The sequence below is a fragment of the Bradyrhizobium niftali genome, from assembly GCF_004571025.1.
Classification (GTDB): Bacteria; Pseudomonadota; Alphaproteobacteria; order Rhizobiales; family Xanthobacteraceae; genus Bradyrhizobium; species Bradyrhizobium niftali.
Genome location: NZ_SPQT01000033.1, coordinates 41,175 through 63,059 on the forward strand (window position 1 = coordinate 41,175; position 21,885 = coordinate 63,059).

Consider the following 21,885-nt stretch of genomic DNA (forward strand, 5'->3'; position numbering starts at 1 on the left):
CCGGAATCACCAGGACCACTTCTGCCAGCCCTTTGGAAGGGGATATGACCGAGCAGCCGAACCGTCAGAAAATCGCGGCCGACGGCATCGCCGCGCCGCTGCGGTACACCGTTTTCCGCCGCATCTGGCTCGCCAGCCTGCTCTCCAATCTCGGCCTGCTGATCCAGGGCGTGGGCGCCGCCTGGGCGATGACGCAGATGGCGGCCTCGGCCGACAAGGTGGCGCTGGTGCAGACCGCGCTGATGCTGCCGATCATGCTGATTTCGATGCCGGCCGGCGCCATCGCCGACATGTATGACCGCCGCATCGTCACCCTGGTCTCGCTCATGATCGCGCTGACCGGCGCGACCGCGCTCACGATCCTGGCCGGGCTCAAGCTGATCACGCCGGAAACGCTGCTCGCCTTCTGCTTCGTCGTGGGCAGCGGCAACGCGCTGTTCGGCCCGGCCTGGCAATCCTCGGTCAGCGAGCAGGTGCCGCCCGAAGCATTGCCGTCGGCCGTCGCGCTGAACGGCATCAGCTACAACATCGCGCGCAGCTTCGGTCCCGCGGTCGGCGGTGTCATCGTCGCCGCGCTCGGCGCGGTGGCGGCGTTCGCCTGCAACGCGATCCTCTATCTGCCGCTGCTGGTCGTGCTGCTGCTGTGGCGGCGCAGCACCGAGCCATCGCGACTGCCCCGGGAGAAGCTCAACCGCGCCATGGTCTCGGGCTTCCGCTACATCACCAATTCGCCGCCGATCAAGATCGTGCTGCTGCGCACGCTGGTGATGGGCCTGATCGGCGGCGCCGTGATGGCGCTGATGCCGCTGGTCGCGCGCGACCTGCTGCATGGCGGTGCGCAGACCTACGGCATCATGCTCGGCGCCTTCGGCATGGGCGCGGTCGTCGGCGCACTCAACATCCACGAATTGCGCAAGCGCATGAGCGGCGAGTCCGCGATCCGGGCCTGCACCATCTCGATGGCCTTTGCGATGGCCGCCCTTGCCGTGAGCACAGAACCGGTGCTGACGGCGGCCGCGCTGGTGCTGGCCGGCGCGGTCTGGATGGCCGCCGTCGCGCTGTTCAATATCGGCGTGCAGCTCTCGGCACCGCGCTGGGTCGCAGGCCGGTCGCTGGCGGCGTTCCAGGCCTCGATCTCCGGCGGCATCGCGATCGGCGCCTGGGGCTGGGGCCATCTCACCGACTATGCCGGCGTCGAGGTCGCGCTTCTGGTCGCGGCAGGCCTGATGCTGGTTTCGCCGCTGCTGGGAATCTGGCTCACCATGCCGCGCGTCGGCGCCCGCAACGAGGACGCCGAGGTGCTGGCCGATCCCGAGGTCAGGCTGTCGCTCACCGGCCGCAGCGGACCACTGGTGGTCGAGATCGAATACCGGGTCGCCCAGGAGAACGCGCGCGCCTTCCACAATGTGATGCAGGACGTGCAGCTCTCCAGGCAGCGCAACGGCGCCTATGGCTGGTCGATCGCGCGCGACATCGCCGATCCCGAATTGTGGACCGAGCGCTATCACTGCCCGACCTGGTTCGACTATCTGCGCCAGCGCAACCGCTCGACCCTATCGGAGCGCGCGCTGCATCAGCAGGCGATCGATTTCCACGTCGGCCCCGAGCCGGTGCGCGTCCGCCGCATGCTGGAGCGCCCGTTCGGCTCGGTGCGCTGGAAGGAAGAGACGCCGGACCGCGCAAGCGACGAGGTGCTGCCCGTCGTCGCAGCGGGGAGCAGCACGTAACTCTCGTCATTCCGGGGCGCGCCGTCAGGCGCGAGCCCGGAATCCATTTCTCGGGAGATTGCCGCTCGATGGATTCCGGGTTCGCGCTTCACGCGCCCCGGAATGACGATCACTGCCCGTGATCCGTCAGCACCTTGTCGCAGCCTTTGCTCAGCCGCGTGCGATTCTGCTTGAGGCAGGCGAGCACAGCCTGGTCGCCATTGTTCATCACGGCGCGGCAAAAGCGCGTGACGTCGCGCGCGCAGGCGTCGTGTCCGGGCTGCTGTTGCGCTGATGCGCCAGATGCGCACAGGAGAAAAGGAACGATCAAAAGAAATCTGGTCATCGCGTAATGCCTCTTACCCGGAAGAAAGTGCGGGGGAAGCTAGTGCGACGATCCCGGAGCCGCAACGGCTTTATTGGCAGGAGGCGTCTTCGACGCCGCGTGGCCCCGGCTTGACGCCGGGGCACTGCACGAAGGGAGCTAACCGACGCAACGATCGCTGTGTTGCTCTTACTGCTTGTCCTGGGCGTCAGCGACCTTGCGTGAGGCGCCCCTGGCGAGGTCCTTGTCCATCACCGCGCGGCAGCCGGCGCTCAGGTCCGAGCGATGCTTCATCATGCATGCGGTGATCTTCGGGATGTTGGGGATTTCCGACGAGCACAGGCGGAAGGCATCGCCGGTGCACATCTGCTGCGCTTCGGACGAGAAGGCGAAGCTCGACGTCGTCGAAACGATCGAGACGATGGCGGCCAAGCCCAGAGCGAGGCTGGTGTCGCGGATCTTGCTACTCGAGGACTTGGCGGTAAACGACGTGGTCATTTGAAGCTCCCATTGGCACCGCAGGAAGCGGGCCTGTTGTTGATGGGAACTACGATGCTCCAGCAAAACAGTTTCCACTGTGATGATGGTCACGGGCGGGCCCCAACTGTGACTTCGGTCACATTGGCACACCTCGCTGAAAATCCGGCGCAAACGCCGTCGTGTTGGTGTCACGTTAACTGTTCCTTCGCATTAATGGCTCGTCGCGCGGGAAATTCCGCAGGTTTGGTTGCGTAATTGGAAAGAGTAGCGATGCGTAATGCGTTGGGCCTGATGCTGGCCAGTGTAGTTGCGGCGGTCGTGATTGCCGCCGGAGGTTGGTTTTATTATTCCTCGCGCGCCGATCAGGCCGCTCCCAAGACAATGGCCGCCCGTGCCGCCGATCAGTTGCCGGCACAGGCGAAGCTCGCCGCCAGGGATGACGTCGAGACCACCGCGGCACTCGCGGGCAAGCCGGCGGCAGCCGCCCCGGCGCCAGCGCCCGCTCCGGCCATGCCGGTTCAGCAGAGATCGACCTGCGCCAATCCGAACGCCCTCGGCGTTTCCCGCGTGGTCGAGATCGACACCACCGGCGGTCCCGGCTTCGGCTTCGAGCACTTCAAGCAGTTCGATTTCCTCACCGACAAGGAGGTCGTGCTGACCTTCGATGACGGTCCGTGGCCGGTCAACACGCCCGCGGTGCTGAAGGCGCTCGCGGATGAATGCACCAAGGGCCTGTTCTTCTCGGTCGGCAAGCACGCGACCTACCACCCGGAGATCCTGCGCCAGGTTCTGGCCCAGGGCCACACGGTCGGCACGCACACCTGGTCGCATGTCAACCTGAACAGCAAGAAGATGACGGAGCAACAGGTCAAGGACGAGGTCGAGAAGGGCTTTAGCGCAGTGAGGTTCGCGCTCGGCACCAACCCGGCGCCGTTCTTCCGCTTCCCGCAGCTTCAGCACAATCCGGCGATGGTGACCTATTTCGGCACCCGCAACGTCGCGATGTTCTCGACCGACATCGATTCCTTCGACTTCAGGAAGGGCGCCACGCCGGAGAAGATCGTCGAGACCGTGATGGGCAGGCTCGACAAGCTCGGCAAGGGCATCATCCTGATGCACGACTTCCAGAAGCACACCGGCGAAGCGATGCCGGCGCTGCTCGCGCGGCTCAAGGCCGGCGGCTACAAGATCGTGCAGATGAAGGCCAAGACCACCTTCCAGACGCTGCCGGAATATGACGAGGCGCTGCTGAAGGACCTGAAGGTGCCGACCTCGAGCGCGCGTCCGATCGGAAGCGTGGTGCAGACGGTTTCGCAGTAACGCGGAAGATCAATCCGGAACGTTTGCGTCATGGCCGGGCTTGTCCCGGCCATCCACGTTCTTGGAGTGAAGAAGAAGACGTGGATGCCCGGGTCATCTGGCGCGAAGACGCGCTTCGCGCTGTTGCCCGGGCATGACGGCGAGAGTGGAGCATGCGGGCCGCTTACCAGTAGATGCCGTGGCGATGCAGCTCGCCGATGATGCGGCGTTCGGTCCAGCTATGCTTCGGCTTGTTGGCTTTCGCCGTGGTCTTCGGCGCAGGCTGAGTTGCGGTCGCGGCGGGCGCTGAAGTCGTCGTGGTGACGGCGGGAGCCGGTGCCGCGGCAGGGGCAGGGGCCGAGATCGCCGGCGGACGGTCGACATATTTCGGAGCTTCAGTGACGGGTGCGACTTCGCTCACCCGCGTGGCCGTGGTTGTCGCTTGTGGAGCCGAGGCCTGTTCGCTCGCCGTGGCCAGCGAGAGGCTGCGTGGGCCACCGGCCTGGGCAGATGCGGAAGCCAGGACCATGGCGGCAACCAGAATGATCTTGCGCATGTGAAATCTCCCCGTGTTGGCGTGACGGGGACGCTACGCGAGAGACGCGCAGCATTATGTGATCGCAATCACGCAGGCGACCGGACGATCTTGAACCCGCGCACGCTCACGCCAGCTGGATGCATCGATGAGGACGCTTGTCTGCGACGATCGAATGAATTCGGGGCGCTGGTGCCGCAAGAGGGATTCGAACCCCCGACCCCGTCATTACGAATGACGTGCTCTACCGACTGAGCTATTGCGGCGAACCTTGCCGGGGCCCGGGCGGTGCCGGCCCCGATACGCGCGCTCCTGATATCGGGCATGGCCCGAATTGGCAAGAACAAGCGGGATGCGAAATGCGGCTTAGGCGCCCCAACGGGACCAGAATCCGCGCCAGCCGCCGGCCTGGGCCTTGGGCGTGCCGATTTGTTCCGTAAATTCATCGCTTGGGCCCTCGTCATCGATGCCGGGATCATCCGGGGCACGGACGATCGGGATGACAGCGGGAATCGGGGCGGGTGCGGGCTTGCCGAGGTCGGCGCGGGTCCGGAACACGGGCGTTTCCGCCACCGGCGCTGATTCGGCCGGCTCGGGGGCCGGTTCAACCGGCTCGGTGGGCGTGACGACGGGCTCTGCCTTTGGCTCTTCCTTGGCCGCCGGAGGTGAATTGTCCTGCTCGGCCGGGGCCGATGCAGCCGGAGCGGGTTCCATCGGGGTGTCATTCGCAGGCGCCGTGACCCGTTTCGGCGGCGGGGCCGCCAGCATGGCTTCCTCGAAGGCCGAGGACTCGATCAAGTCGCCCTTGTCGGAAGGAAGGCTCGCGACCGGCGTCTGCCACTGGAAGGCGTCGAGGCGGCCGGTGACCGGGGAGACCGGGCGCCAGCGATCACTGACATAGCCGTCGGCGGTCCAGGCCGGATCGTGGCGAGCGCGCACCGCGCGCAAGGTCCAGGCGCGGGCGCGGCCGCCGTCGCCGTGCTCGGTGCGCTCGATCTCGGCCATCAGCAGTGCGACGCGCTGGGTCGGATCGTTGACGTAGGGCGCCAGCACCGCACGCGCGCGGGCAAACTCGGAGGCATCGATCGCGGCACGTGCGAGCGCGAGCTGGCCTTCAATATGGCCGGCTCTGTCGGCAGGCGTCTTGGCCGCAAGCGTCTCGATCCGCTGCAAGCGCTGCCGTGCGGAATCGCCGATCCTCACATGTGCATAGGCCTCGGCCAGATCGGGATGCGGATTGGCGAGCCAGGCGGCCTCGACCAGCTTCATGGCGCGGCGCACCTGATGCGCCTCGCTCTCGAATTTTGCGGCGAGCACCGCGGCCGGCACCAGGGTCGGTGCGAGCTTGATCGCCTCCATCACGCTCTCGCGTGCGACGTCGCGGTCCATCGTTTGCAATTCCAGCGCGCGTGCGGTGAGCAGCACGCCGCGCTGGCGGCGATAGGCCGGCTTGTCGATCAGGCCCGCGGACAGGTTCGAATCGAGGATCGCGAGCGCGCCGCTCCAGTCGCCGCGCGCGCAGCGGAAGCCGAGCACGGCATGCGAGGCCCAGGTCGAGGACGGCGACAGCTTGATCGCTTCCTCCGCGATCATGACGGCGCCGACCGCATCGTCGGCGCGCTGCGCCTCGATGAACAGGCCGCGCAGGCCGAGCAGCCGCGTATCCTCGCGCTCGGCCATGGCGCGGAAGGCGCGCTGCGCCTCGCCGCGATTGCCTTCGAGCTGCGCCGACTGGGCGTGCAGCAGCAGCGCGAGCGGATCGTTCGGCGCATGCCGCCGCGCCGTCTCGGCGTGACGGCGGGCAAGCGCGGTATCGCCATGACCGATCGCGAGCAGGCCGTGGGTGATGGCGTGGCGGCCGCGGGCGTGACGCTTTTCATGGCGGCGGCGGCGCAAACGCCCCGGCGTCCGCCAGATCGTCGTCAGGATGCTCCAGACGAGCACGACGGCCGCGGCAAAGAGGCCCAGCAGGAACACGAACCTCGGCAACGTCGTTGAGGCGCGGAAACCGCCCGCGGTCAGGACGAGATCACCGGGCTGATCGGCAACCCAGGCCGCGCCGGCCGCCGCCAGCGCAATCAAGACGAGGAAAAGGACGATGCGAAGCATGACGATCCCTATACGCGCTGATTATTGCGCGAAGCTTTATTGAGCAGGCTTGACGAGATCCGCCATGGCATCGTCGGCGAACTTGCGGGACGCGGCGAGCGCGGCATCGCGGGCATTGGCCTTGTCGAGCCAGGCCTGCGCCGGCGCGCGATCGGCATCGGGCAGCGTCTTCAACTCGCGCCGCGCCTCGACGAAATCATTGCGGAGCGCAGCAGCCGTCACCCGCGCCACGATGGCGCCGCGGTCATTGCCGACCCCGTCGGTCCGCTCGATGCGGACGAGTTTTGACGCTCCCGCCTGGAGACGCTCGACGATGCCGGTGCCGCTGGACTGGGCATCCGCCGGCGGCGACAGCTTTGGCACGATGTTGAGGAGCTCGCGGCTCAGCGCAACCGGTGTCGGGATGCCCGACGATGCAAAGGTGTCGAGTGGCTTCAGCATGTCGGGCTTGGCCGCCAGCGACCGCGCCGCGGCGAGCTGCGCCTCATAGGGATCGCCATGGCGCACGGCGACGTCGAGCAGGGCCGCCGCCACCACATGGCGCAGCGGCTTGTCGTCCATCGTCTTGGCATCAGCGATCTTCTCGCCCTGCTGCGCGAGCTCGGCCCGCTCCGTCTTGCTGGCGCGCTCGAGCTGCGCGATGCGGTCGTTGAGCGCGGCAAGATCAGGCGAAGCGGCGCCCGGCGAAGATTTCGCATCGTTCAGAGCGCTCGCGGTTTTGTCGGACTGCGCGCGCAGATTGGCGATGTCGCTGCGCAGGCTGCCTGCGGATTTTTCCAGCGCATCGATCCGCGCCACCATGGCCGGATCGGCGGCGGGCTTGCCAGCCCTGGCTTCGACCGCGGCAACGCGACCATTCAGGGCGTCGACCGTCGCGCTTGTCACTTGTGGCGCGGCCGGCGGCGCCTGCACGGCGGGCCAGCCCAGCATCCAGCCGACCCCGATCACGACGGCCGCCGCCACCGCACCGGAGAGCGGTGCAATGACCCAGGGCGAAACCGGAGGCGACGCGGGAGCGGCCGCAGCCTGCGCCTCGGGGCGCTCCGGCTCGGCGTCGGCCTGCTCGGATTTTGCCTGCTCGGGCTCGATGTGCTCGCTCGCCGGCGAAGCCTCGGGCTCGCCCGCCACCTCCTGCGGCTGGGTCGAGACTTCGGTCGCCTCGAGGTCGATGGTGGTCGGGGTACGCTTGGCACGACCGGACTCGGGGGCCAATCCTGCGTCTTCAGGCTTGTCGTCGGCCATCGTGACGGTTCCTCACACTTCCATACCTCGCGCGGATCCTTGGCAAAGGTCCTTGGATGGACCCGATCGCGTTGGATTCGGCCCGACCTCTTACGCCAAACGGGTGCGCAAAGCACGCTCCAAGGTGTCAAATAAGGCATTTTCGTCCGACTTCGCGGCCACCAGAACCTGCGACGCACCGGCATCGCGCAGCACGCTGGCGACCGTCTCGGACAGGCAGCATTGCGGTATGGCCAGCGCCGAGATTTCGACGCCTTCGTCCCGCGCTGCATCCAGGAAGGCCCGCGCGCTGCGCCGGGAGTAGTGCAGCACAGCCTCGATCCCATGCGCGGCGAAGCCCTCGCAGACATCGCGCGGGAGAATCTTGACCGGTGCCATGCGATAGGTGGTCTGCGTAACCACGTTGAAGCCTTCGGTGCCGAGTTCGCCGCCGAGATCGCGCGACAGATCCGCGCCGGCGAGATAAAGCAGCGTGCTTTTCTTCTTCAGCACCTTGTCGCGCGCACTTTGTATGACCTTGTCGCGCAGGGCCGCGGAATCGCCGCCGGCAATGATCACCTCGGCAAAGCCGGCGTCGAGCGCGGCAGTCGCGGTGTGCTCGCCGACCGCGAACAGCGGCAGCTTCAACAGGCCGAGATCCTGCAATTGCGGCGCGACGGCACGGATAGCATTGGCCGATGTGACGATGATGGCGCTATAGTTCGCCTCGCTCTCGTCGTGGAAAGCGACCGGCTCGAACTTGAGCACGGGCGCGAGCAGCACCACATGACCCCGCGCGCGCAAATTGTCCGCCGTCGCCTCATTTTCGGGATGCGGCCGTGTGACAAGAATGGACATCGCTTGTGTTCCCGAACCGCGTGACGGTGACGCATTCGCAAGGACGGCTGCGCGTGACGATTGCGCAAGCCGACCCCGGAATGCTACCGGACGTACCAGAACTCTGCTTTCCGGATGAGCGCAAGGGCGCAAATTGGATAACAATTCGCCAATGCTGGTATTGGGCATCGAAACCACCTGCGACGAGACCGCCGCGGCCGTGATCGAGCGCGCGCCTGACGGCAGCGGCAAGATCCTGTCCAACATCGTGCGGTCGCAGGTCGAGGAGCATGCCCGTTTCGGCGGCGTGGTGCCGGAGATTGCCGCCCGCGCGCATGTCGACCTGCTCGACGGCATCATAGACCGCGCCATGCGCGAGGCCGGCATCGACTTCGCCCAGCTCAATGGCGTCGCGGCGGCCGCGGGACCGGGCCTGATCGGCGGCGTCATCGTCGGGCTCACCACCGCGAAGGCGATCGCGTTGGTGCACGACACGCCGCTGGTCGCGGTGAACCATCTGGAGGCGCACGCGCTGACGCCGCGCCTCACCGACGGAATCGAATTTCCGTACTGCCTGTTCCTCGCCTCCGGCGGCCATACCCAGATCGTCGCGGTCACCGGCGTCGGCCAATATGTGCGACTCGGTACCACGGTCGACGACGCCATCGGCGAAGCCTTCGACAAGGTCGCGAAGATGCTGGGCCTGCCCTATCCCGGCGGACCGCAGGTCGAGCGCTCGGCGGCAAGCGGCGATGCCGCGCGCTTTGCCTTTCCGCGGCCGATGCAGGGCAGGCCGGATGCCAACTTCTCGCTGTCGGGATTGAAGACCGCGGTGCGCAACGAAGCGAGCCGTATCGCCGAGATCACGCCGCAGGACATCAGCGATCTCTGTGCAAGCTTCCAGGCCGCCGTGCTGGACTCGACGGCCGACCGGCTGAGTGTCGGCTTGAGACTTTTCCGCGAACAGTTCGGCGCGCCGCGTGCGCTCGTGGCCGCCGGCGGCGTCGCCGCCAATCAGGCGATCCGCGGCGCGCTGCACGACGTCGCGCGGCAGGCCGGGACGCAACTGATCATGCCGCCGCCCGCGCTCTGCACCGACAACGGCGCGATGATCGCCTGGGCCGGCGCCGAGCGGCTCGCGCTGGGAATGACCGACACGATGGAAGCCCAGCCCCGCGCACGCTGGCTGCTCGACGCGAATGCGACAGCGCCCGCGGGCTACGGCAAGACGCGAGCGGGATTCTAGCGATGACCGCGTTCCAATCCGTTGCGGTGATCGGAGCGGGCGCCTGGGGTACGGCGCTGGCGATGGTGGCAGCGCGGGCCGGGCGGAGCGTCACGCTCTGGGCCCGCAACGCCGAGCATGCGGCGCGGATTGCATCGACCCGCGACAATCCACGGCTGCCCGGCGTGCGCCTCGCGCAGGAAATTGTCGTGACGAGCGAGCTGGCGCTCGCCGCGCGCGCGGACATGCTTCTGATCGCAACGCCGGCGCAGCATCTGCGCGGCGCCGTCAACATGCTGGCCACGCATCTGACGACGCAGACGCCTGTCGTCGCCTGTGCCAAGGGCATCGAGCACGGCACCCACAAATTCATGACCGACGTGATCGCCGAAGCCGCACTGCACGCGCAGCCGGCGATCCTGTCGGGCCCGAGCTTTGCCGACGACGTCGCACGCGGCCTGCCGACGGCGGTGACGCTGGCGGCCAAGGAGGAAGAGCTGGCCAGCAGCCTGGTGCAGGCGCTGGGCTCGCCGACGTTCCGGCCCTATCACTCCACCGACGTCCGCGGCGTCGAGATCGGCGGCGCCGCCAAGAACGTGCTGGCGATCGCCGCCGGAATCGTGGTCGGCCGCAACCTCGGGGCCTCCGCGCTCGCCGCGCTGACCACGCGCGGCTTCAGCGAGCTGGCACGGCTCGGCCGCGCCTGCGGCGCGCGCACGGAAACGCTCTCGGGCCTCTCCGGCCTCGGCGATCTGCTGCTGAGCTGTTCGACCGCGCAATCGCGCAATTTCGCGCTCGGCATCGCGCTCGGCCGCGGCGAGGCGGCGCCGGCGGGCAAGCTTGCGGAAGGCGCATTCACCGCGCCGGTGCTGGTCGAGCTCGCGGCCGCACGGAACGTCGACATGCCGGTCTCGCAAGCGGTCGCTGCCATCCTCGACAACAAATTGACGATCGACGCCGCGATCGAAGGGCTGTTGACGCGGCCGTTCAAGGCCGAGGAATGACATCTTCCGTCATGCCCGCTCTTGTCTCGGGCATCCACGTCTTGATATTGAACACGGAAGCAGAGACGTGGATGGCCGGGCATAGGCGAGCGGAAGCGACGCCGTCCTTCGGACGGCTATGCCCAGCCATGATGAACGGATAGGGCGCGTGATGAACTACTGGCTGGTGAAATCCGAACCGTCGGTGTGGTCCTGGGATCAGCAGGTGGCGAAGGGCGCCAAGGGCGAAGCCTGGACGGGGGTGCGCAATTACACCGCGCGCCAGAACCTCGTCGCCATGAAGAAGGGCGACAAGGCGTTCTTCTATCATTCCAACGAGGGCAAGGAGATCGTCGGCATCGCGGAGGTCATCAAGGAGGCCTATCCCGATCCGACCGACAAGACCGAAAAATTCGTCTGCGTCGACATCAAGGCCGACAAGCCGCTGAAGACGCCGGTGACGATGGTCGCGATCAAGGCCGAGAAGAAGCTCGCCGACATGGCGCTGGTGAAATATTCGCGCCTGTCGGTGCAGCCGGTCACGGCGGAGGAGTGGAAGCTCGTCTGCAAGATGGGCGGGGTTTAGTTGCTGCCGTAGCCCGGATGGAGCGCAGCGCAATCCGGAAAAGTCTTCACGCCGCACGATCCCGGATTACGCTTCGCTCCATCCGGGCTACGATACCCGAGCTCACGTCTCCGGCAGCGCGAAGACCTCGCATGGCGCGGCAATGCCGCGCAGCGAATGCGATCCCAGCGCAACGAGAGCCGTGTCCGTCTCCGCGGCGAGCGCGCCCGACACCAGCACGGTCTCGCGAAGCGGCTTGCACAATCCCTCGAGCCGGCTGGCGAGATTGACGGCGGGACCGATCGCCGTGAAATCGAGCCGGTTGGCGGCGCCGATATTGCCCCACAGCATCTCGCCGAGATGGAGCGCGGCGCCAAACGCGAGCGGCGGCAGGCCCTGGTTGCGGCGCTCATTGTTGAGATGGGCCATCCCGGCCCTGGCCGCGCTGGCGGCGCGCAAGGCCGCATCGCACGCCCGGCGCGGTGATGCCTCGACTACCGGAAAAATCGCGAGCACGCCGTCGCCGATGAATTTCAGCACCTCGCCGCCAAAGGCGTGGACGGCACCGGCGATGCGGTCGAACCAGGCGTCGAGCGCCGCGATGACCTGGGCCGGCGGTGTGGTTTCCGACAGGATCGTGAAGTCGCGCAGGTCCGCATAGAGCAGCGCGGCCTGAATGGTTTCGCCGAGGTCGCGCCGCAGCGGTGCCGCCAGCACCCGCGCGGCGCTGCGCTTGCCAAGATAGGCATCCAGCGTCGCCCGCAACGTGTCGCGCGCAGCGAGCACGGCAAGGGGCGTCGCGGCAAAACGCGCGGCCTGGCGCAGTTGCTCGATTTCATCCGCGGTGAACGGACGCGGTCCGATCCAGCCGAGCAATGGCCCATCGGACCGCCCGACGACATCTTCGTGCACGGCACCGTCCGCAATGCCGCGGAGCCAGCGGCGACCGGCATCGTTGGGCGGGTCGGGTGCCAATCCGCCCGGTGCAAAGCCGAGCGCTTCGATCACCGTGCCGTTCTCGGCTCGCCACAGCCAGGTCCGCTTCGCGATCAGCGGGTGTGGCACCTCCAGCGTCAGGCTGCCTGCCGCAAGCGGCACGCCGTCGGCGACCAAGTGCGCGCCGAGTTCCGCAAGCAGGCGGTCGGCTCCGGGACTATCGGAGGCGGCGTCGACGAGCCAGGCGAGGGTCGGAGCGAGGTGCATGGCCCGATCATGGCGAAGGCAGGCCGTCTTTGTCACGAGGCAATCCTTGACGTACCGCTCGGCCGCCGCCATGTCCCAATGTCAGCCCCAGGGATGATCGCCGATGACCGAACCGTTCGTAGTGCGACGCGAGACCCAGATCGCAGCCCCACGTGCCACCGTCTTCGCCTATTTGACCGATCCCGAGAAGATCTTGAGCTGGATGGGCTCCGACGCGACCACGGAGCTGCATCCCGGCGGGCTCTATCTGCTCAAGGGCGTCGGCCCGCGCGGCGGCTCAGCCCGCGGCGCCTTCCGCGAGGTCGTGCCGGTGCATCGTCTGGCCTACACGTTTGGCTGGGAGGGCGGCCAGGAAGTGCAGCCCGGCTCGAGCCTGATCGAGATCGACCTGATCGAGCGCGACGGCGGCACGCTGCTGCGCATGACCCATAGCGGGCTGCCGACCGAGGAACAGGCCGCCGCACACGCGACGGGTTGGGCGCACTATCTGGAGCGACTCACCGCCGCAGCCGCAGGCAACGATCCCGGTCCCGACAAGGGTGTTTCAGACAAGATGTAGCGGCGGGCGGCTTAGACCGCCGCGGTCGCGACCACCTGCGCCAGAAGCTGCTCGCGCCTTGCCTGCGAGCGCTGGCCCTTCATGGTCGCGGCGAAACGCTCGAGGATGCCGTCCTCGAAGGCGGTGACGATGGTGTCGTGGACATAGCTCTTGCGGCAGATCGCCGGCGTGTTGGAGAGCTTGTCGGCCGCGGCACGGATCGCGTCCAGCACCTGCTTCTTGCGGCCGCGCTGGCTGGTCGCCGGCGTGATCCGCGACAGCGATTCCACCACAACGGCTGAGGCCATCAGCGTGCGAAAATCCTTCAGCGAAATCTTGATGCCGGCGATCTCGCGCAAGAACGCGTTCACCTGCGTGGTGTTGACCGCGCGCACGATGCCGTAGGCATCGCGATACTGGAACATGCGCTTGCCGGGAACGCCGCGCAGGATGCCGATGGCGCGCACCAGCTTGGCCGCGTCGCATTCCTTGCGCACTGCCTTGCCGCCCTTCGCCTTGAAGGTCAGCACGAAGCAATCGTCTTCCAGCGTCACGTTCGACTTCAGCAGCGTGGTGGCGCCGCGGGTGCCGTTGAGGCGGGCATAGGATTCGTTGCCGGGACGGATCGCGGTGCGCGCGATCAATTCGATCACGGCCGAGAGCGCGAACTCGCGCGTCGGCTCGTCGCCCGACAGGAACGCCGAGACCTTGCGCCGGATCTTTGGCAACGCGCCGACGAGCTTCTCCAGGCGATGCGCCTTGCGGTGCTCGCGGACCTTCTCCCAGTCGGCGTGATAGCGATATTGCAGCCGGCCCGCGGCATCGCGTCCCACGGCCTGGAGATGCGTGCTCGGATCGGCCGAGTAGCGCACCTCGCGATAGGCCGGCGGCACCGCCATGGCGTGCAGCCGGCGGATGGTGCGGGCGTCGCGGATATGAGCGCCGTTGGGGCGGACGAAGGAATAGCCCTTGCCGCGCTTGATGCGGCGGATGGTCAGCTCGTTCTGGTCGCCGAGCCGCAGGCCATGCTCCCTGGCGAGCGCCTCGACTGTCGCCGCGGGCGCCGCGTCGAAGACCTTTTTCGGGCTGAGGCGCGCTGATGCGGCCGGTTTCGGCCATTGTCCGAGGGCTTTGGCCAGCGCAATAGCGGAAGGATCGGCGGAAGCGGGCCGCATCGTCCCGAGATTCTGCTGATCCATCATAGTGTTACGCCTTAGCCCTGCCTGTTACCGGTCAATGCCGCTGTTCTGATGTTTGTTCCAAGGGGTCTCTTTGGACCCGGGTTGGCCATTTAGGGTGTTCCGAACCGTATTGCGAGTCCCGAATCAGTGAGAGACGGTTTCTAAATACCTCCGAACGCTGCATGGGGGCTCTGCGCCGGTCCGTTCCGGAGATTTCGGTAAAGAGCCGAAAGGCGCCTCATGGCCTGTTTCAGATTTGCGACAGCCGGCCTGCGCAGCTTGATCCTCCGCATGGTCGGCCGCTCGCCGAAGGTCCAGCTTGTGCACCTTGTCGGGTCCGGTTAGCCCGACGCATAATCGGTTCAACGATCAAGTCGGCTCGCCGGTCGCTTGTGTTCGGCTTGCCGCATCTGGAGGGAAACAATGTCCGAGAAGATTTACGACGTCCCGGCGGAGTGGGCGAAGCGCGCCTGGGTCGACCAGGCCAAGTACAAGGAAATGTACGCCCGCTCGATCTCGGACCCGAACGGTTTCTGGGCCGAACAGGCCAAGCGCATCGACTGGATGAAGGCGCCGACGAAAATCGAGAACGTCTCCTTCGCGCCGGGCAACGTCTCGATCAAATGGTTCGAGGACGGCGTCCTCAACGTCGCCCATAACTGCATCGACCGGCATCTGCACAAGCGCGCCAACCAGACCGCGATCATCTGGGAAGGCGACGATCCCTCGCAGTCGAAACACATCACCTACAAGGAGCTGCACGACGAGGTCTGCCGGATGGCCAACATCCTGCGCACCCGCAACGTCAAGAAGGGCGATCGCGTCACCATCTACCTGCCGATGATCCCGGAAGCGGCCTATGCGATGCTGGCCTGCGCGCGGATCGGCGCGATCCACTCCGTGGTGTTCGCGGGCTTCTCGCCCGACAGCCTCGCCCAGCGCATCAACGACTGCCAATCCAAGGTCATCATCACCGCCGACGAAGGCCTGCGCGGCGGCAAGAAGGTGCCGCTGAAGGCCAATGTCGATGCTGCGCTCGCCAAGGCCGACGGCGTCGACTGGGTCGTCGTCGTCAAGCGCACCGGTGGCAGTGTCGAGATGAATCCGTCGCGCGACCTCTGGTACCACGACGCGGCCAAGATGGTGACGACCGAGTGCCCGGTCGAGCACATGCACGCCGAGGATCCGCTGTTCATCCTCTATACCTCAGGCTCGACCGGCCAGCCCAAGGGCGTGCTGCACACCTCGGGCGGCTATCTCGTCTTCGCCTCGATGACGCATCAATACGTCTTCGACTATCACGACGGCGACATCTACTGGTGCACCGCCGACGTCGGCTGGGTCACGGGCCACAGCTACATTCTCTACGGGCCGCTCGCCAACGGCGCGACCACGCTGATGTTCGAGGGCGTGCCTAATTATCCGGACAATTCGCGATTCTGGAACGTCATCGACAAGCACAAGGTCAACATCTTCTACACCGCGCCGACGGCAATCCGCGCCCTCATGCAGAGCGGCGACGAGCCGGTGAAGAAGACCTCGCGCGCCTCGCTCCGCCTGCTCGGCTCGGTCGGCGAACCGATCAATCCCGAAGCCTGGGAGTGGTACTACCGCGTCGTCGGCGACGACCGCTGCCCGATCGTCGACACCTGGTGGCAGACCGAGACCGGCGGCATCCTGATCACGCCGCTGCCGGGTGCGACCAGGCTGAAGCCGGGCTCGGCGACGCAGCCGTTCTTCGGCGTAGCACCTGAAATCGTCGACGCCGACGGCAAGGTGCTGGACGGCGAGACATCAGGCAATCTGTGCCTGACGCGGTCGTGGCCGGGCCAGATGCGCACGGTCTATGGCGACCACGCCCGGTTCGAGCAGACTTATTTCTCGACCTACAAGGGCAAGTACTTCACCGGCGACGGCTGCCGGCGCGACGCCGACGGCTATTACTGGATCACCGGCCGCGTCGACGACGTCATCAACGTCTCCGGCCACCGCATGGGCACCGCGGAGGTCGAGAGCGCACTCGTTGCGCATGAGAAGGTGTCGGAAGCTGCCGTGGTCGGCTTCCCGCACGACATCAAGGGCCAGGGCATCTACGCCTATGTCACCCTGATGGCCGGCGTCGAGCCGACCGAGGATTTGCGGAAAGAGCTCGTCACCTGGGTGCGCAAGGAGATCGGCCCGATCGCCTCGCCCGACCAGATCCAGTTCGCGCCGGGCCTGCCGAAGACCCGCTCCGGCAAGATCATGCGCCGCATCCTGCGCAAGATCGCCGAGGACGAGCCGGGCAGCCTGGGCGACACCTCGACGCTGGCCGATCCCGCCGTCGTCGATGATCTCGTCAAGAACCGGCAGAACAAGAAGTCGGCGTAACAAGTCGGCGCAAAGTTCGCTTGAGTGCCCCGGACGCGGCGCAGCGCTAGCGATGCGACGCAGAGCCGGGGCCCATGCCGCTTGCTGGGTCCCGGCTCTGCGCCGCGTCACTTCGTGCCGCGCCTTGTCCGGGACACGCGACCAAACCTCGCTCCGCACTTTGTCGCCCTCCCGAAACAACAGCCGTTCACACCTTCACGCTCTTGTCAGGGCGCGTGCCGGCTTGGCCGTGTCTTTCCCGCCAAGTGTTGTTTTCAGGTCATTTACTTTATTTCGAACATTTTCTTTGTTCCCCGTGCTTGCTGGCCCTTGGCGGCCGCGCGTGGAAACCATCCGGTTAACAGGCGCGGTTAAGAATATCCGGGCATGCGGGCAATTGCCGGTTCTGCGTAGTTTTGGACGATCCGTTCGGGGCAGGGGGAAAGTTGATGTCGATAAGGATTGCTGTGGCGCTCGCTGCCACCATCGGGGCGGGGATCTTGATGTCAACGGCGGCAGAGGCGCGGCCGGAAATGGTGGGGGCGCACCTGGCCGACTATTCGCCGGGCACCATCGTGGTCAAGACCAACGAGCGGCGGCTCTATCTCATTCTCGATAACGGCCACGCCGTGCGCTATCCGGTCGGCGTCGGCAAGTCCGGCAAGCAGTGGGCCGGCACGACCCGTATCGACGGCAAATATCGCAATCCGGCCTGGTCGCCGCCCGCCGAGGTGAAGCGCGACAAGCCGCAGCTTCCCGACGTCATTCCCGGCGGCTCGCCGCGCAACCCGATGGGCGTTGCGGCGATGACCCTCGCCGGCGGCGAATATGCGATCCACGGCACCAACGTGCCGGGCTCGGTCGGCGGCTTCGTCTCCTATGGCTGCATCCGGATGCTCAACGACGACATCACCGATCTCTACAGCCGCGTCTCCGTCGGCACGACGGTGGTCGTGACGCGCTGATCGAAGGATCAGGACAAGACAGCGAAAGCCGCGTCATTCGACGCGGCTTTTTCGTTACCAGAAGCGCCAGCTGCGCCCGCACCAGCCGTCGCGATGGCCGCCATTGTAACTGCGCGCATAGCCACCCGCGAGCAACACGGCCGAGACGTTGGCAGTGCGTTTGGTCGCGACGTCGGCGAGAACACGCCCATACTTGTCAGGGCCGAGATTGGTGATCGTGACGCCGCCCTGGCCGAGCAGATCGCGCAACGCGTCAGTGGCGGCTTCGGCCTTGTCCAGTTCCTCCCGGCAGGACGCCTTCATCTCGGGCGCGTCGATGCCGCGCAGGCGAACGCGCGCGACGAGAACGCGTCCGTCACGCTGGTGCACGCGAGCGAGAAAGGTATCACCGTCGATCGTGCGAATGACGTCGACCGGCTGACGGATGTCCGGATTGGCCTGCTGCAAAATGATCTCGGCATCTCGCGATTGACCGTCGGTCGCATGCGGGAAGGGCCAGTTCGTCCCGTGCCGGAACGTAAGCACGACGGCCACCACGATCCCGACCACGAACATCCACGGCAACAGCCCCGAAAAGTGACGGCCGAACGGCGAGCCACTGTATGAGGGCCGGTATGGATGGCTGGGATCGAAACGCGGCATCCGTGCACGCTAGGGCTGAGTCGGGCGATCCGGCAAGACAACCTAAAAAGACAGCCTAAAAAGACAGCCTTAAAAGTCCGAGGCGATACCCTTGCGCTCCCAATCGCCGTAGCGGGTGGGCTCAGGGCCCTTCGGTCCCTGCAATTCTTTCGGCGCCGCCTCGGCGTGGGCAACAGCAGCCTGCCGGCGCGCTTCGGCCTCGGCCAGCGCACGCTGGGCGGCCGGCGTGAGCTGCTTGCGATCGGAAACGGAGGGCTGGTCACTCATCGTGGAGGTTCCTAGCGCAGGATCACGGGGCGTGCGACGCCCAATAACGCATTGCTGAAATGGTCATGGCGGGCTGTAAACGCGAGAGGCCATTCTTACATTTGGCATATTCGCGTGCCAGATATCGCTTTCTCAAGGCATGCGCCCATATCGGCGGAACTGCCGCTTGCTCAGAACCTTACTTCCGCATGCCATCTCAACGTTTCGCCCCACCATCCGAAGTGCCTGGTCTTGCGGCGCGGCGGATTGCCGCCGACATCGTCGACGGCGTCCTGCACAAGCACCGTACGCTTGACGATCAGCTCGACGGCGGCGGCGCCCATCCCGGACTGAAGACGCTGGCCGACCGCGACCGCGCACTGATGCGCCGCCTGGTCGCGACCGTGCTGCGCCGGCTCGGCACGCTCGGCCATGTGCTGTCCCGCCTGCTCGACAAGGGCATTCCCTCCGACGCCCCGCGCGCGCAGAGCGCGCTGCTGATCGGCGCCGCCCAGATCCTCTGGATGGACGTGCCCGATCATGCCGCCGTCGATCTCTCCGTCCGCCTCGTGCAATCCGACCGGCGCGCTGCGCGCTATGCCGGCCTCGTCAACGCCGTGCTGCGCCGCTGTGCGCGCGAGGGCCAGGCGCTGGTCGAGGAAGTTGCCACGCAATCGCTCGACCTGCCGCCATGGCTGCTGGCGCGCTGGAGCGCCCATTATAGCGAGGCGACCGCAAGGAACATGGCACTGGCACTCGGCCACGAGCCGTCGCTCGATCTGACCGTGAAGTCGGACACCGAACAATGGGCGAGCCGCCTGCATGGCGAGACGCTGCCGACGGGGACGGTGCGGATGCTGCTGCATGGCTCGGTGACCATGCTGCCCGGCTTCGCCGAAGGACAATGGTGGGTGCAGGATGCCGCCGCCGCGTTGCCGGCCCGGCTGTTCGGCGACATCAAGGGTAAGTCCATTGCCGATCTCTGCGCCGCCCCCGGCGGCAAGACCGCGCAACTGGCGCACGCGGGCGCGCATGTCACGGCGGTCGACCGCTCGCCTGCCCGGGTGGCACGGCTGCGCGAGAATCTGGCGCGGCTGTCGCTCCAGGCCGAGACCGTCGTCGCTGACGCCGCGGAATGGGCGGGCCCCGCCGAAAGTTTTGACGGTATCCTGATCGACGCGCCCTGCACCTCGACCGGCACGATCCGCCGTCATCCCGACGTGGCCTGGCTGCGACAGGAGTCCGACATCGCCGCCCTGACCGCGCTCCAGCAGCGGCTGCTGCGAAAATCGGTCGCGTTGCTCAAGCCGGGTGGGACGCTGGTCTACTGCACCTGTTCGCTGGAACCTGAGGAGGGCGAGCACGCCATCGCCGCGCTGCTGGCCGCCGAGCCTGCGCTTCGCCGCCTCCCGATCGAGGCATCGGAGGTCTCGGGGCTGTCCGAGATCATCACCGCCGAGGGTGACCTGCGCACCCTGCCCAGCCATCTGCCGAACGCCGATCCCAAGCTCGGCGGGCTCGACGGATTCTTCGCCGCCCGGCTCGTTAAATCCTGATTTTGCACTGGTTTTTACAAACTCGACGTTGATTCCCGCCGTTCAAGGTGGTGTCAGACGGCCGATTTTGGGATTAATAAGGATTCGTCGGAATCCTCCTCTCCCCCTTCAAGGCAAGGCGTGTCGGTCGCTCAACGCAGACGTATCTCGACGCTGGTGATGAACCGCTTCGCGCGGAACATGCTCGCGCGCGCGAGCGGCGGTTCCGTTGCGCTGTCGCGGGTCTGGCCCGGCCGCACCGACCGCCTGATCATCGCGCCGCACGATCTGCGCACGGCGGACGCCACCCGTGCCGCCGAGATCTATGCCGGCCGTTTCGTCTTCGCTGGCAAGATCGTCAATTGCCAAGGCCGTTCGATCTTCGATCTCGAGCCGCCGTCGGACGATTGGGAGGTTGCGCTGCTCGGCTTCGGCTGGCTGCGCCATCTGCGCGCCGCCGACACCGCGCTGACGCGCGCCAATGCGCGCGCGCTGGTCGAGGACTGGATCGCCAATCCCGCCAACAAGCGCCGCCCCGTCGCGCGGCGCGCCGACGTGCTGGCGCGGCGCGTGATCTCGCTGTTGTCGCAGGCGCCCCTGGTGCTCAACGACACCGACAACAAATTCTACCGCCGCTATCTGCGCGCGCTGGCCCGCGAGATCCGCTTCCTGCGCTACACCATGGTCAACATCCCGGACGGGGTGCCAAAGCTCCAGGTGCTGATCGCGCTTTGCTACACGACGCTCTGTCTCGCCAACCAGGCGCGGCACATCCGCAGCGCCTCGAAAAAACTTTCGGACGAGTTGCAGCGGCAGATCCTGCCCGACGGCGGACACATCTCCCGCAATCCGGGCGCGCTGATCGAACTCCTGATCGACCTCTTGCCGCTGCGGCAGACCTTCGCCGCGCGCAACATCGCGCCGCCGCCGGCGCTGCTCAACGCGATCGACCGCATGATGCCGATGCTGCGCTTCTTCCGGCACGGCGACGGTAATTTCGCGCTGTTCAACGGCATGAGCGCGACGCCCTCGGACCTGCTCGCGACGCTGCTTGCCTATGACGACACCCACGGCGCGCCGATGTCGAACATGCCGCATACCGGCTTCCAGCGCCTCGATGCCGGCCAGACCACGCTGATCATCGACACCGGCCCGCCGCCGCCGGCGGGCGTCAGCCACGACGCCCATGCCGGCTGCCTGTCGTTCGAATTGTCCTCCGGCATCAGCCGCATCGTAACCAATTGCGGCATGCCGACCACGGGGCGTGACAATTGGCGGCCGTTCGCGCGCGGCACGGCGGCGCATTCGACGCTGACCTATCACGACACCTCCTCATGCCAGTTCGTGGAGATGTCGGCGATGAAGCGGCTGTTGCATGGTGCGCCTGTCACCAGCGGCCCCGTCGAGGTCGAGAGCTATCGCGAAATCGTGCAGAACGGCACGCTGCTCACGACGTCGCATGACGGCTATCTCGCCAAATTCGGCGCGATCCATCGCCGCGTCCTGATGATCGCCAATGACGGGGCGCGCATCGACGGCGAGGACACGCTGTCGCCGCCGCAAGGCGGACGTTTCAAGGGCGCCGATGCCGATTTCGCGGTCCGCTTCCATCTGCATCCGGCGGTGAAGGCGAGCCGGCTGTCGGATGCCCGCGGCGTCATGCTGGTGCTGCCGAACCGCGACGTCTGGACCTTCGAGGCGCTCGACGACAAGGTCGATCTCGAGGACAGCGTGTTCCTGGCCGGCAATGACGGCCCCCGCCGCACCGCGCAGATCGTGATCCGGCAGGATGCCCGCCAGGCGCCCTCGATCCGCTGGAGTTTTGTCCGCTCCACCGCTTCGCCCGCGGTCACCAATGCCCGCCGCAACGCCCGGCGCGAGCCGGAACTTCCGCTGTAGAAGCGCACGATTCGGCCCCATCTCATCGTTGTGAAAATGACC

20 protein-coding genes and 1 tRNA gene are annotated in these 21,885 nt (G+C 66.6%); 10 read left to right on the forward strand and 11 right to left on the reverse strand.

All coding sequences use genetic code 11. The features are described 5' to 3' along the window. The first annotated feature begins 44 nt into the window (after positions 1-44). Positions 45-1,727 (forward strand): MFS transporter, encoded by a 1,683-nt coding sequence (locus tag E4K65_RS38750; protein ID WP_135178579.1) that lies wholly within the window; start codon positions 45-47, stop codon positions 1,725-1,727. Between the two features lie 109 nt (positions 1,728-1,836). On the opposite strand, the gene E4K65_RS38755 is transcribed toward E4K65_RS38750, so the two are convergent. Together E4K65_RS38755 and E4K65_RS38760 are read right to left on the reverse strand one after the other, a co-directional pair. After that, positions 1,837-2,052, reverse strand: a complete 216-nt coding sequence (locus E4K65_RS38755; protein ID WP_027543857.1) for a hypothetical protein — start codon at positions 2,050-2,052, stop codon at positions 1,837-1,839. Positions 2,053-2,220: 168 nt separating this feature from the next. Continuing rightward, positions 2,221-2,529, reverse strand: coding sequence for a hypothetical protein (locus tag E4K65_RS38760; RefSeq protein ID WP_135178580.1), 309 nt, complete (start codon positions 2,527-2,529; stop codon positions 2,221-2,223). 252 nt (positions 2,530-2,781) lie between these two features. Between E4K65_RS38760 and E4K65_RS38765 the strand changes: the two genes are divergently transcribed. After that, positions 2,782-3,831 (forward strand): polysaccharide deacetylase family protein, encoded by a 1,050-nt coding sequence (locus E4K65_RS38765; RefSeq protein ID WP_135178581.1) that lies wholly within the window; start codon positions 2,782-2,784, stop codon positions 3,829-3,831. A 163-nt stretch (positions 3,832-3,994) separates the two neighbouring features. On the opposite strand, the gene E4K65_RS38770 is transcribed toward E4K65_RS38765, so the two are convergent. The 5 genes from E4K65_RS38770 to E4K65_RS38790 form a co-directional block, all read right to left on the reverse strand. After that, complete coding sequence (locus E4K65_RS38770; RefSeq protein WP_135178582.1) at positions 3,995-4,366, reverse strand: hypothetical protein; 372 nt, start codon at positions 4,364-4,366, stop codon at positions 3,995-3,997. 169 nt (positions 4,367-4,535) lie between these two features. Then, positions 4,536-4,611: transfer RNA gene (locus tag E4K65_RS38775), tRNA-Thr, on the reverse strand. Between the two features lie 100 nt (positions 4,612-4,711). Beyond that, entirely contained in the window at positions 4,712-6,454 is a 1,743-nt protein-coding gene (locus tag E4K65_RS38780; protein ID WP_135178583.1) for a heme biosynthesis protein HemY, read from the reverse strand. Positions 6,455-6,490: 36 nt separating this feature from the next. Beyond that, positions 6,491-7,696 (reverse strand): COG4223 family protein, encoded by a 1,206-nt coding sequence (locus E4K65_RS38785; RefSeq protein WP_135178584.1) that lies wholly within the window; start codon positions 7,694-7,696, stop codon positions 6,491-6,493. A 90-nt stretch (positions 7,697-7,786) separates the two neighbouring features. Next, positions 7,787-8,533 carry a uroporphyrinogen-III synthase gene (locus E4K65_RS38790; RefSeq protein ID WP_135178585.1) on the reverse strand — a complete coding sequence of 249 codons (747 nt, stop codon included), beginning with the start codon at positions 8,531-8,533 and terminating at the stop codon, positions 7,787-7,789. Positions 8,534-8,684: 151 nt separating this feature from the next. Between E4K65_RS38790 and tsaD the strand changes: the two genes are divergently transcribed. The 3 genes from tsaD to E4K65_RS38805 all read left to right on the forward strand — a co-directional run bounded on the left by tsaD (position 8,685) and on the right by E4K65_RS38805 (position 11,306). Then, complete coding sequence (gene tsaD, locus E4K65_RS38795; protein ID WP_135178586.1) at positions 8,685-9,758, forward strand: tRNA (adenosine(37)-N6)-threonylcarbamoyltransferase complex transferase subunit TsaD; 1,074 nt, start codon at positions 8,685-8,687, stop codon at positions 9,756-9,758. 2 nt (positions 9,759-9,760) lie between these two features. Further along, positions 9,761-10,741: an NAD(P)H-dependent glycerol-3-phosphate dehydrogenase gene (locus E4K65_RS38800; protein ID WP_135178587.1), complete on the forward strand. Its 981-nt coding sequence runs from the start codon at positions 9,761-9,763 to the stop codon at positions 10,739-10,741. A gap of 151 nt (positions 10,742-10,892) precedes the next feature. Further along, positions 10,893-11,306, forward strand: a complete 414-nt coding sequence (locus E4K65_RS38805; RefSeq protein ID WP_167771510.1) for an EVE domain-containing protein — start codon at positions 10,893-10,895, stop codon at positions 11,304-11,306. 102 nt (positions 11,307-11,408) lie between these two features. On the opposite strand, the gene E4K65_RS38810 is transcribed toward E4K65_RS38805, so the two are convergent. Beyond that, positions 11,409-12,488 carry an adenylate/guanylate cyclase domain-containing protein gene (locus E4K65_RS38810; protein ID WP_167771501.1) on the reverse strand — a complete coding sequence of 360 codons (1,080 nt, stop codon included), beginning with the start codon at positions 12,486-12,488 and terminating at the stop codon, positions 11,409-11,411. Between the two features lie 103 nt (positions 12,489-12,591). On the opposite strand from E4K65_RS38810, the gene E4K65_RS38815 reads away from it, so the two are divergent. Beyond that, entirely contained in the window at positions 12,592-13,047 is a 456-nt protein-coding gene (locus tag E4K65_RS38815; protein WP_135178590.1) for an SRPBCC family protein, read from the forward strand. Between the two features lie 11 nt (positions 13,048-13,058). On the opposite strand, the gene E4K65_RS38820 is transcribed toward E4K65_RS38815, so the two are convergent. Then, positions 13,059-14,228, reverse strand: coding sequence for a DNA topoisomerase IB (locus E4K65_RS38820; RefSeq protein ID WP_135178591.1), 1,170 nt, complete (start codon positions 14,226-14,228; stop codon positions 13,059-13,061). Positions 14,229-14,630: 402 nt separating this feature from the next. Between E4K65_RS38820 and acs the strand changes: the two genes are divergently transcribed. Then, on the forward strand, positions 14,631-16,577 hold the full coding sequence (gene acs / locus E4K65_RS38825) for an acetate--CoA ligase (protein WP_135178592.1): 1,947 nt from the start codon (positions 14,631-14,633) through the stop codon (positions 16,575-16,577). Between the two features lie 428 nt (positions 16,578-17,005). Further along, on the forward strand, positions 17,006-17,521 hold the full coding sequence (locus tag E4K65_RS38830) for a L,D-transpeptidase (protein WP_135178593.1): 516 nt from the start codon (positions 17,006-17,008) through the stop codon (positions 17,519-17,521). A 54-nt stretch (positions 17,522-17,575) separates the two neighbouring features. Here E4K65_RS38830 and E4K65_RS38835 read toward each other — a convergent pair whose 3' ends face one another. Then, entirely contained in the window at positions 17,576-18,163 is a 588-nt protein-coding gene (locus tag E4K65_RS38835) for a thermonuclease family protein (protein WP_135178594.1), read from the reverse strand. Between the two features lie 69 nt (positions 18,164-18,232). Next, complete coding sequence (locus tag E4K65_RS38840; RefSeq protein WP_135178595.1) at positions 18,233-18,430, reverse strand: DUF1674 domain-containing protein; 198 nt, start codon at positions 18,428-18,430, stop codon at positions 18,233-18,235. A gap of 188 nt (positions 18,431-18,618) precedes the next feature. On the opposite strand from E4K65_RS38840, the gene E4K65_RS38845 reads away from it, so the two are divergent. Both E4K65_RS38845 and E4K65_RS38850 read left to right on the forward strand, forming a co-directional pair. Continuing rightward, on the forward strand, positions 18,619-19,965 hold the full coding sequence (locus E4K65_RS38845) for an RsmB/NOP family class I SAM-dependent RNA methyltransferase (RefSeq protein ID WP_135178596.1): 1,347 nt from the start codon (positions 18,619-18,621) through the stop codon (positions 19,963-19,965). Between the two features lie 159 nt (positions 19,966-20,124). Continuing rightward, the gene (locus E4K65_RS38850; RefSeq protein ID WP_167771511.1) at positions 20,125-21,843 is read left to right on the forward strand and encodes a heparinase II/III family protein; all 1,719 of its coding nucleotides are present in this window, start codon (positions 20,125-20,127) and stop codon (positions 21,841-21,843) included. The last annotated feature ends 42 nt before the right edge of the window (positions 21,844-21,885 follow it).

Bases quoted from the DNA above. Each gene is read 5' to 3' on its own strand.
- E4K65_RS38750 (WP_135178579.1), top strand. From the start codon at position 45: ATGACCGAGCAGCCGAACCGTCAGAAAATCGCGGCCGACGGCATCGCC.
- E4K65_RS38755 (WP_027543857.1), bottom strand. From the start codon at position 2,052: ATGACCAGATTTCTTTTGATCGTTCCTTTTCTCCTGTGCGCATCTGGC.
- E4K65_RS38760 (WP_135178580.1), bottom strand. From the start codon at position 2,529: ATGACCACGTCGTTTACCGCCAAGTCCTCGAGTAGCAAGATCCGCGAC.
- E4K65_RS38765 (WP_135178581.1), top strand. From the start codon at position 2,782: ATGCGTAATGCGTTGGGCCTGATGCTGGCCAGTGTAGTTGCGGCGGTC.
- E4K65_RS38770 (WP_135178582.1), bottom strand. From the start codon at position 4,366: ATGCGCAAGATCATTCTGGTTGCCGCCATGGTCCTGGCTTCCGCATCT.
- E4K65_RS38780 (WP_135178583.1), bottom strand. From the start codon at position 6,454: ATGCTTCGCATCGTCCTTTTCCTCGTCTTGATTGCGCTGGCGGCGGCC.
- E4K65_RS38785 (WP_135178584.1), bottom strand. From the start codon at position 7,696: ATGGCCGACGACAAGCCTGAAGACGCAGGATTGGCCCCCGAGTCCGGT.
- E4K65_RS38790 (WP_135178585.1), bottom strand. From the start codon at position 8,533: ATGTCCATTCTTGTCACACGGCCGCATCCCGAAAATGAGGCGACGGCG.
- tsaD (WP_135178586.1), top strand. From the start codon at position 8,685: ATGCTGGTATTGGGCATCGAAACCACCTGCGACGAGACCGCCGCGGCC.
- E4K65_RS38800 (WP_135178587.1), top strand. From the start codon at position 9,761: ATGACCGCGTTCCAATCCGTTGCGGTGATCGGAGCGGGCGCCTGGGGT.
- E4K65_RS38805 (WP_167771510.1), top strand. From the start codon at position 10,893: ATGAACTACTGGCTGGTGAAATCCGAACCGTCGGTGTGGTCCTGGGAT.
- E4K65_RS38810 (WP_167771501.1), bottom strand. From the start codon at position 12,488: ATGCACCTCGCTCCGACCCTCGCCTGGCTCGTCGACGCCGCCTCCGAT.
- E4K65_RS38815 (WP_135178590.1), top strand. From the start codon at position 12,592: ATGACCGAACCGTTCGTAGTGCGACGCGAGACCCAGATCGCAGCCCCA.
- E4K65_RS38820 (WP_135178591.1), bottom strand. From the start codon at position 14,228: ATGATGGATCAGCAGAATCTCGGGACGATGCGGCCCGCTTCCGCCGAT.
- acs (WP_135178592.1), top strand. From the start codon at position 14,631: ATGTCCGAGAAGATTTACGACGTCCCGGCGGAGTGGGCGAAGCGCGCC.
- E4K65_RS38830 (WP_135178593.1), top strand. From the start codon at position 17,006: ATGTCGATAAGGATTGCTGTGGCGCTCGCTGCCACCATCGGGGCGGGG.
- E4K65_RS38835 (WP_135178594.1), bottom strand. From the start codon at position 18,163: ATGCCGCGTTTCGATCCCAGCCATCCATACCGGCCCTCATACAGTGGC.
- E4K65_RS38840 (WP_135178595.1), bottom strand. From the start codon at position 18,430: ATGAGTGACCAGCCCTCCGTTTCCGATCGCAAGCAGCTCACGCCGGCC.
- E4K65_RS38845 (WP_135178596.1), top strand. From the start codon at position 18,619: ATGCCATCTCAACGTTTCGCCCCACCATCCGAAGTGCCTGGTCTTGCG.
- E4K65_RS38850 (WP_167771511.1), top strand. From the start codon at position 20,125: ATGAACCGCTTCGCGCGGAACATGCTCGCGCGCGCGAGCGGCGGTTCC.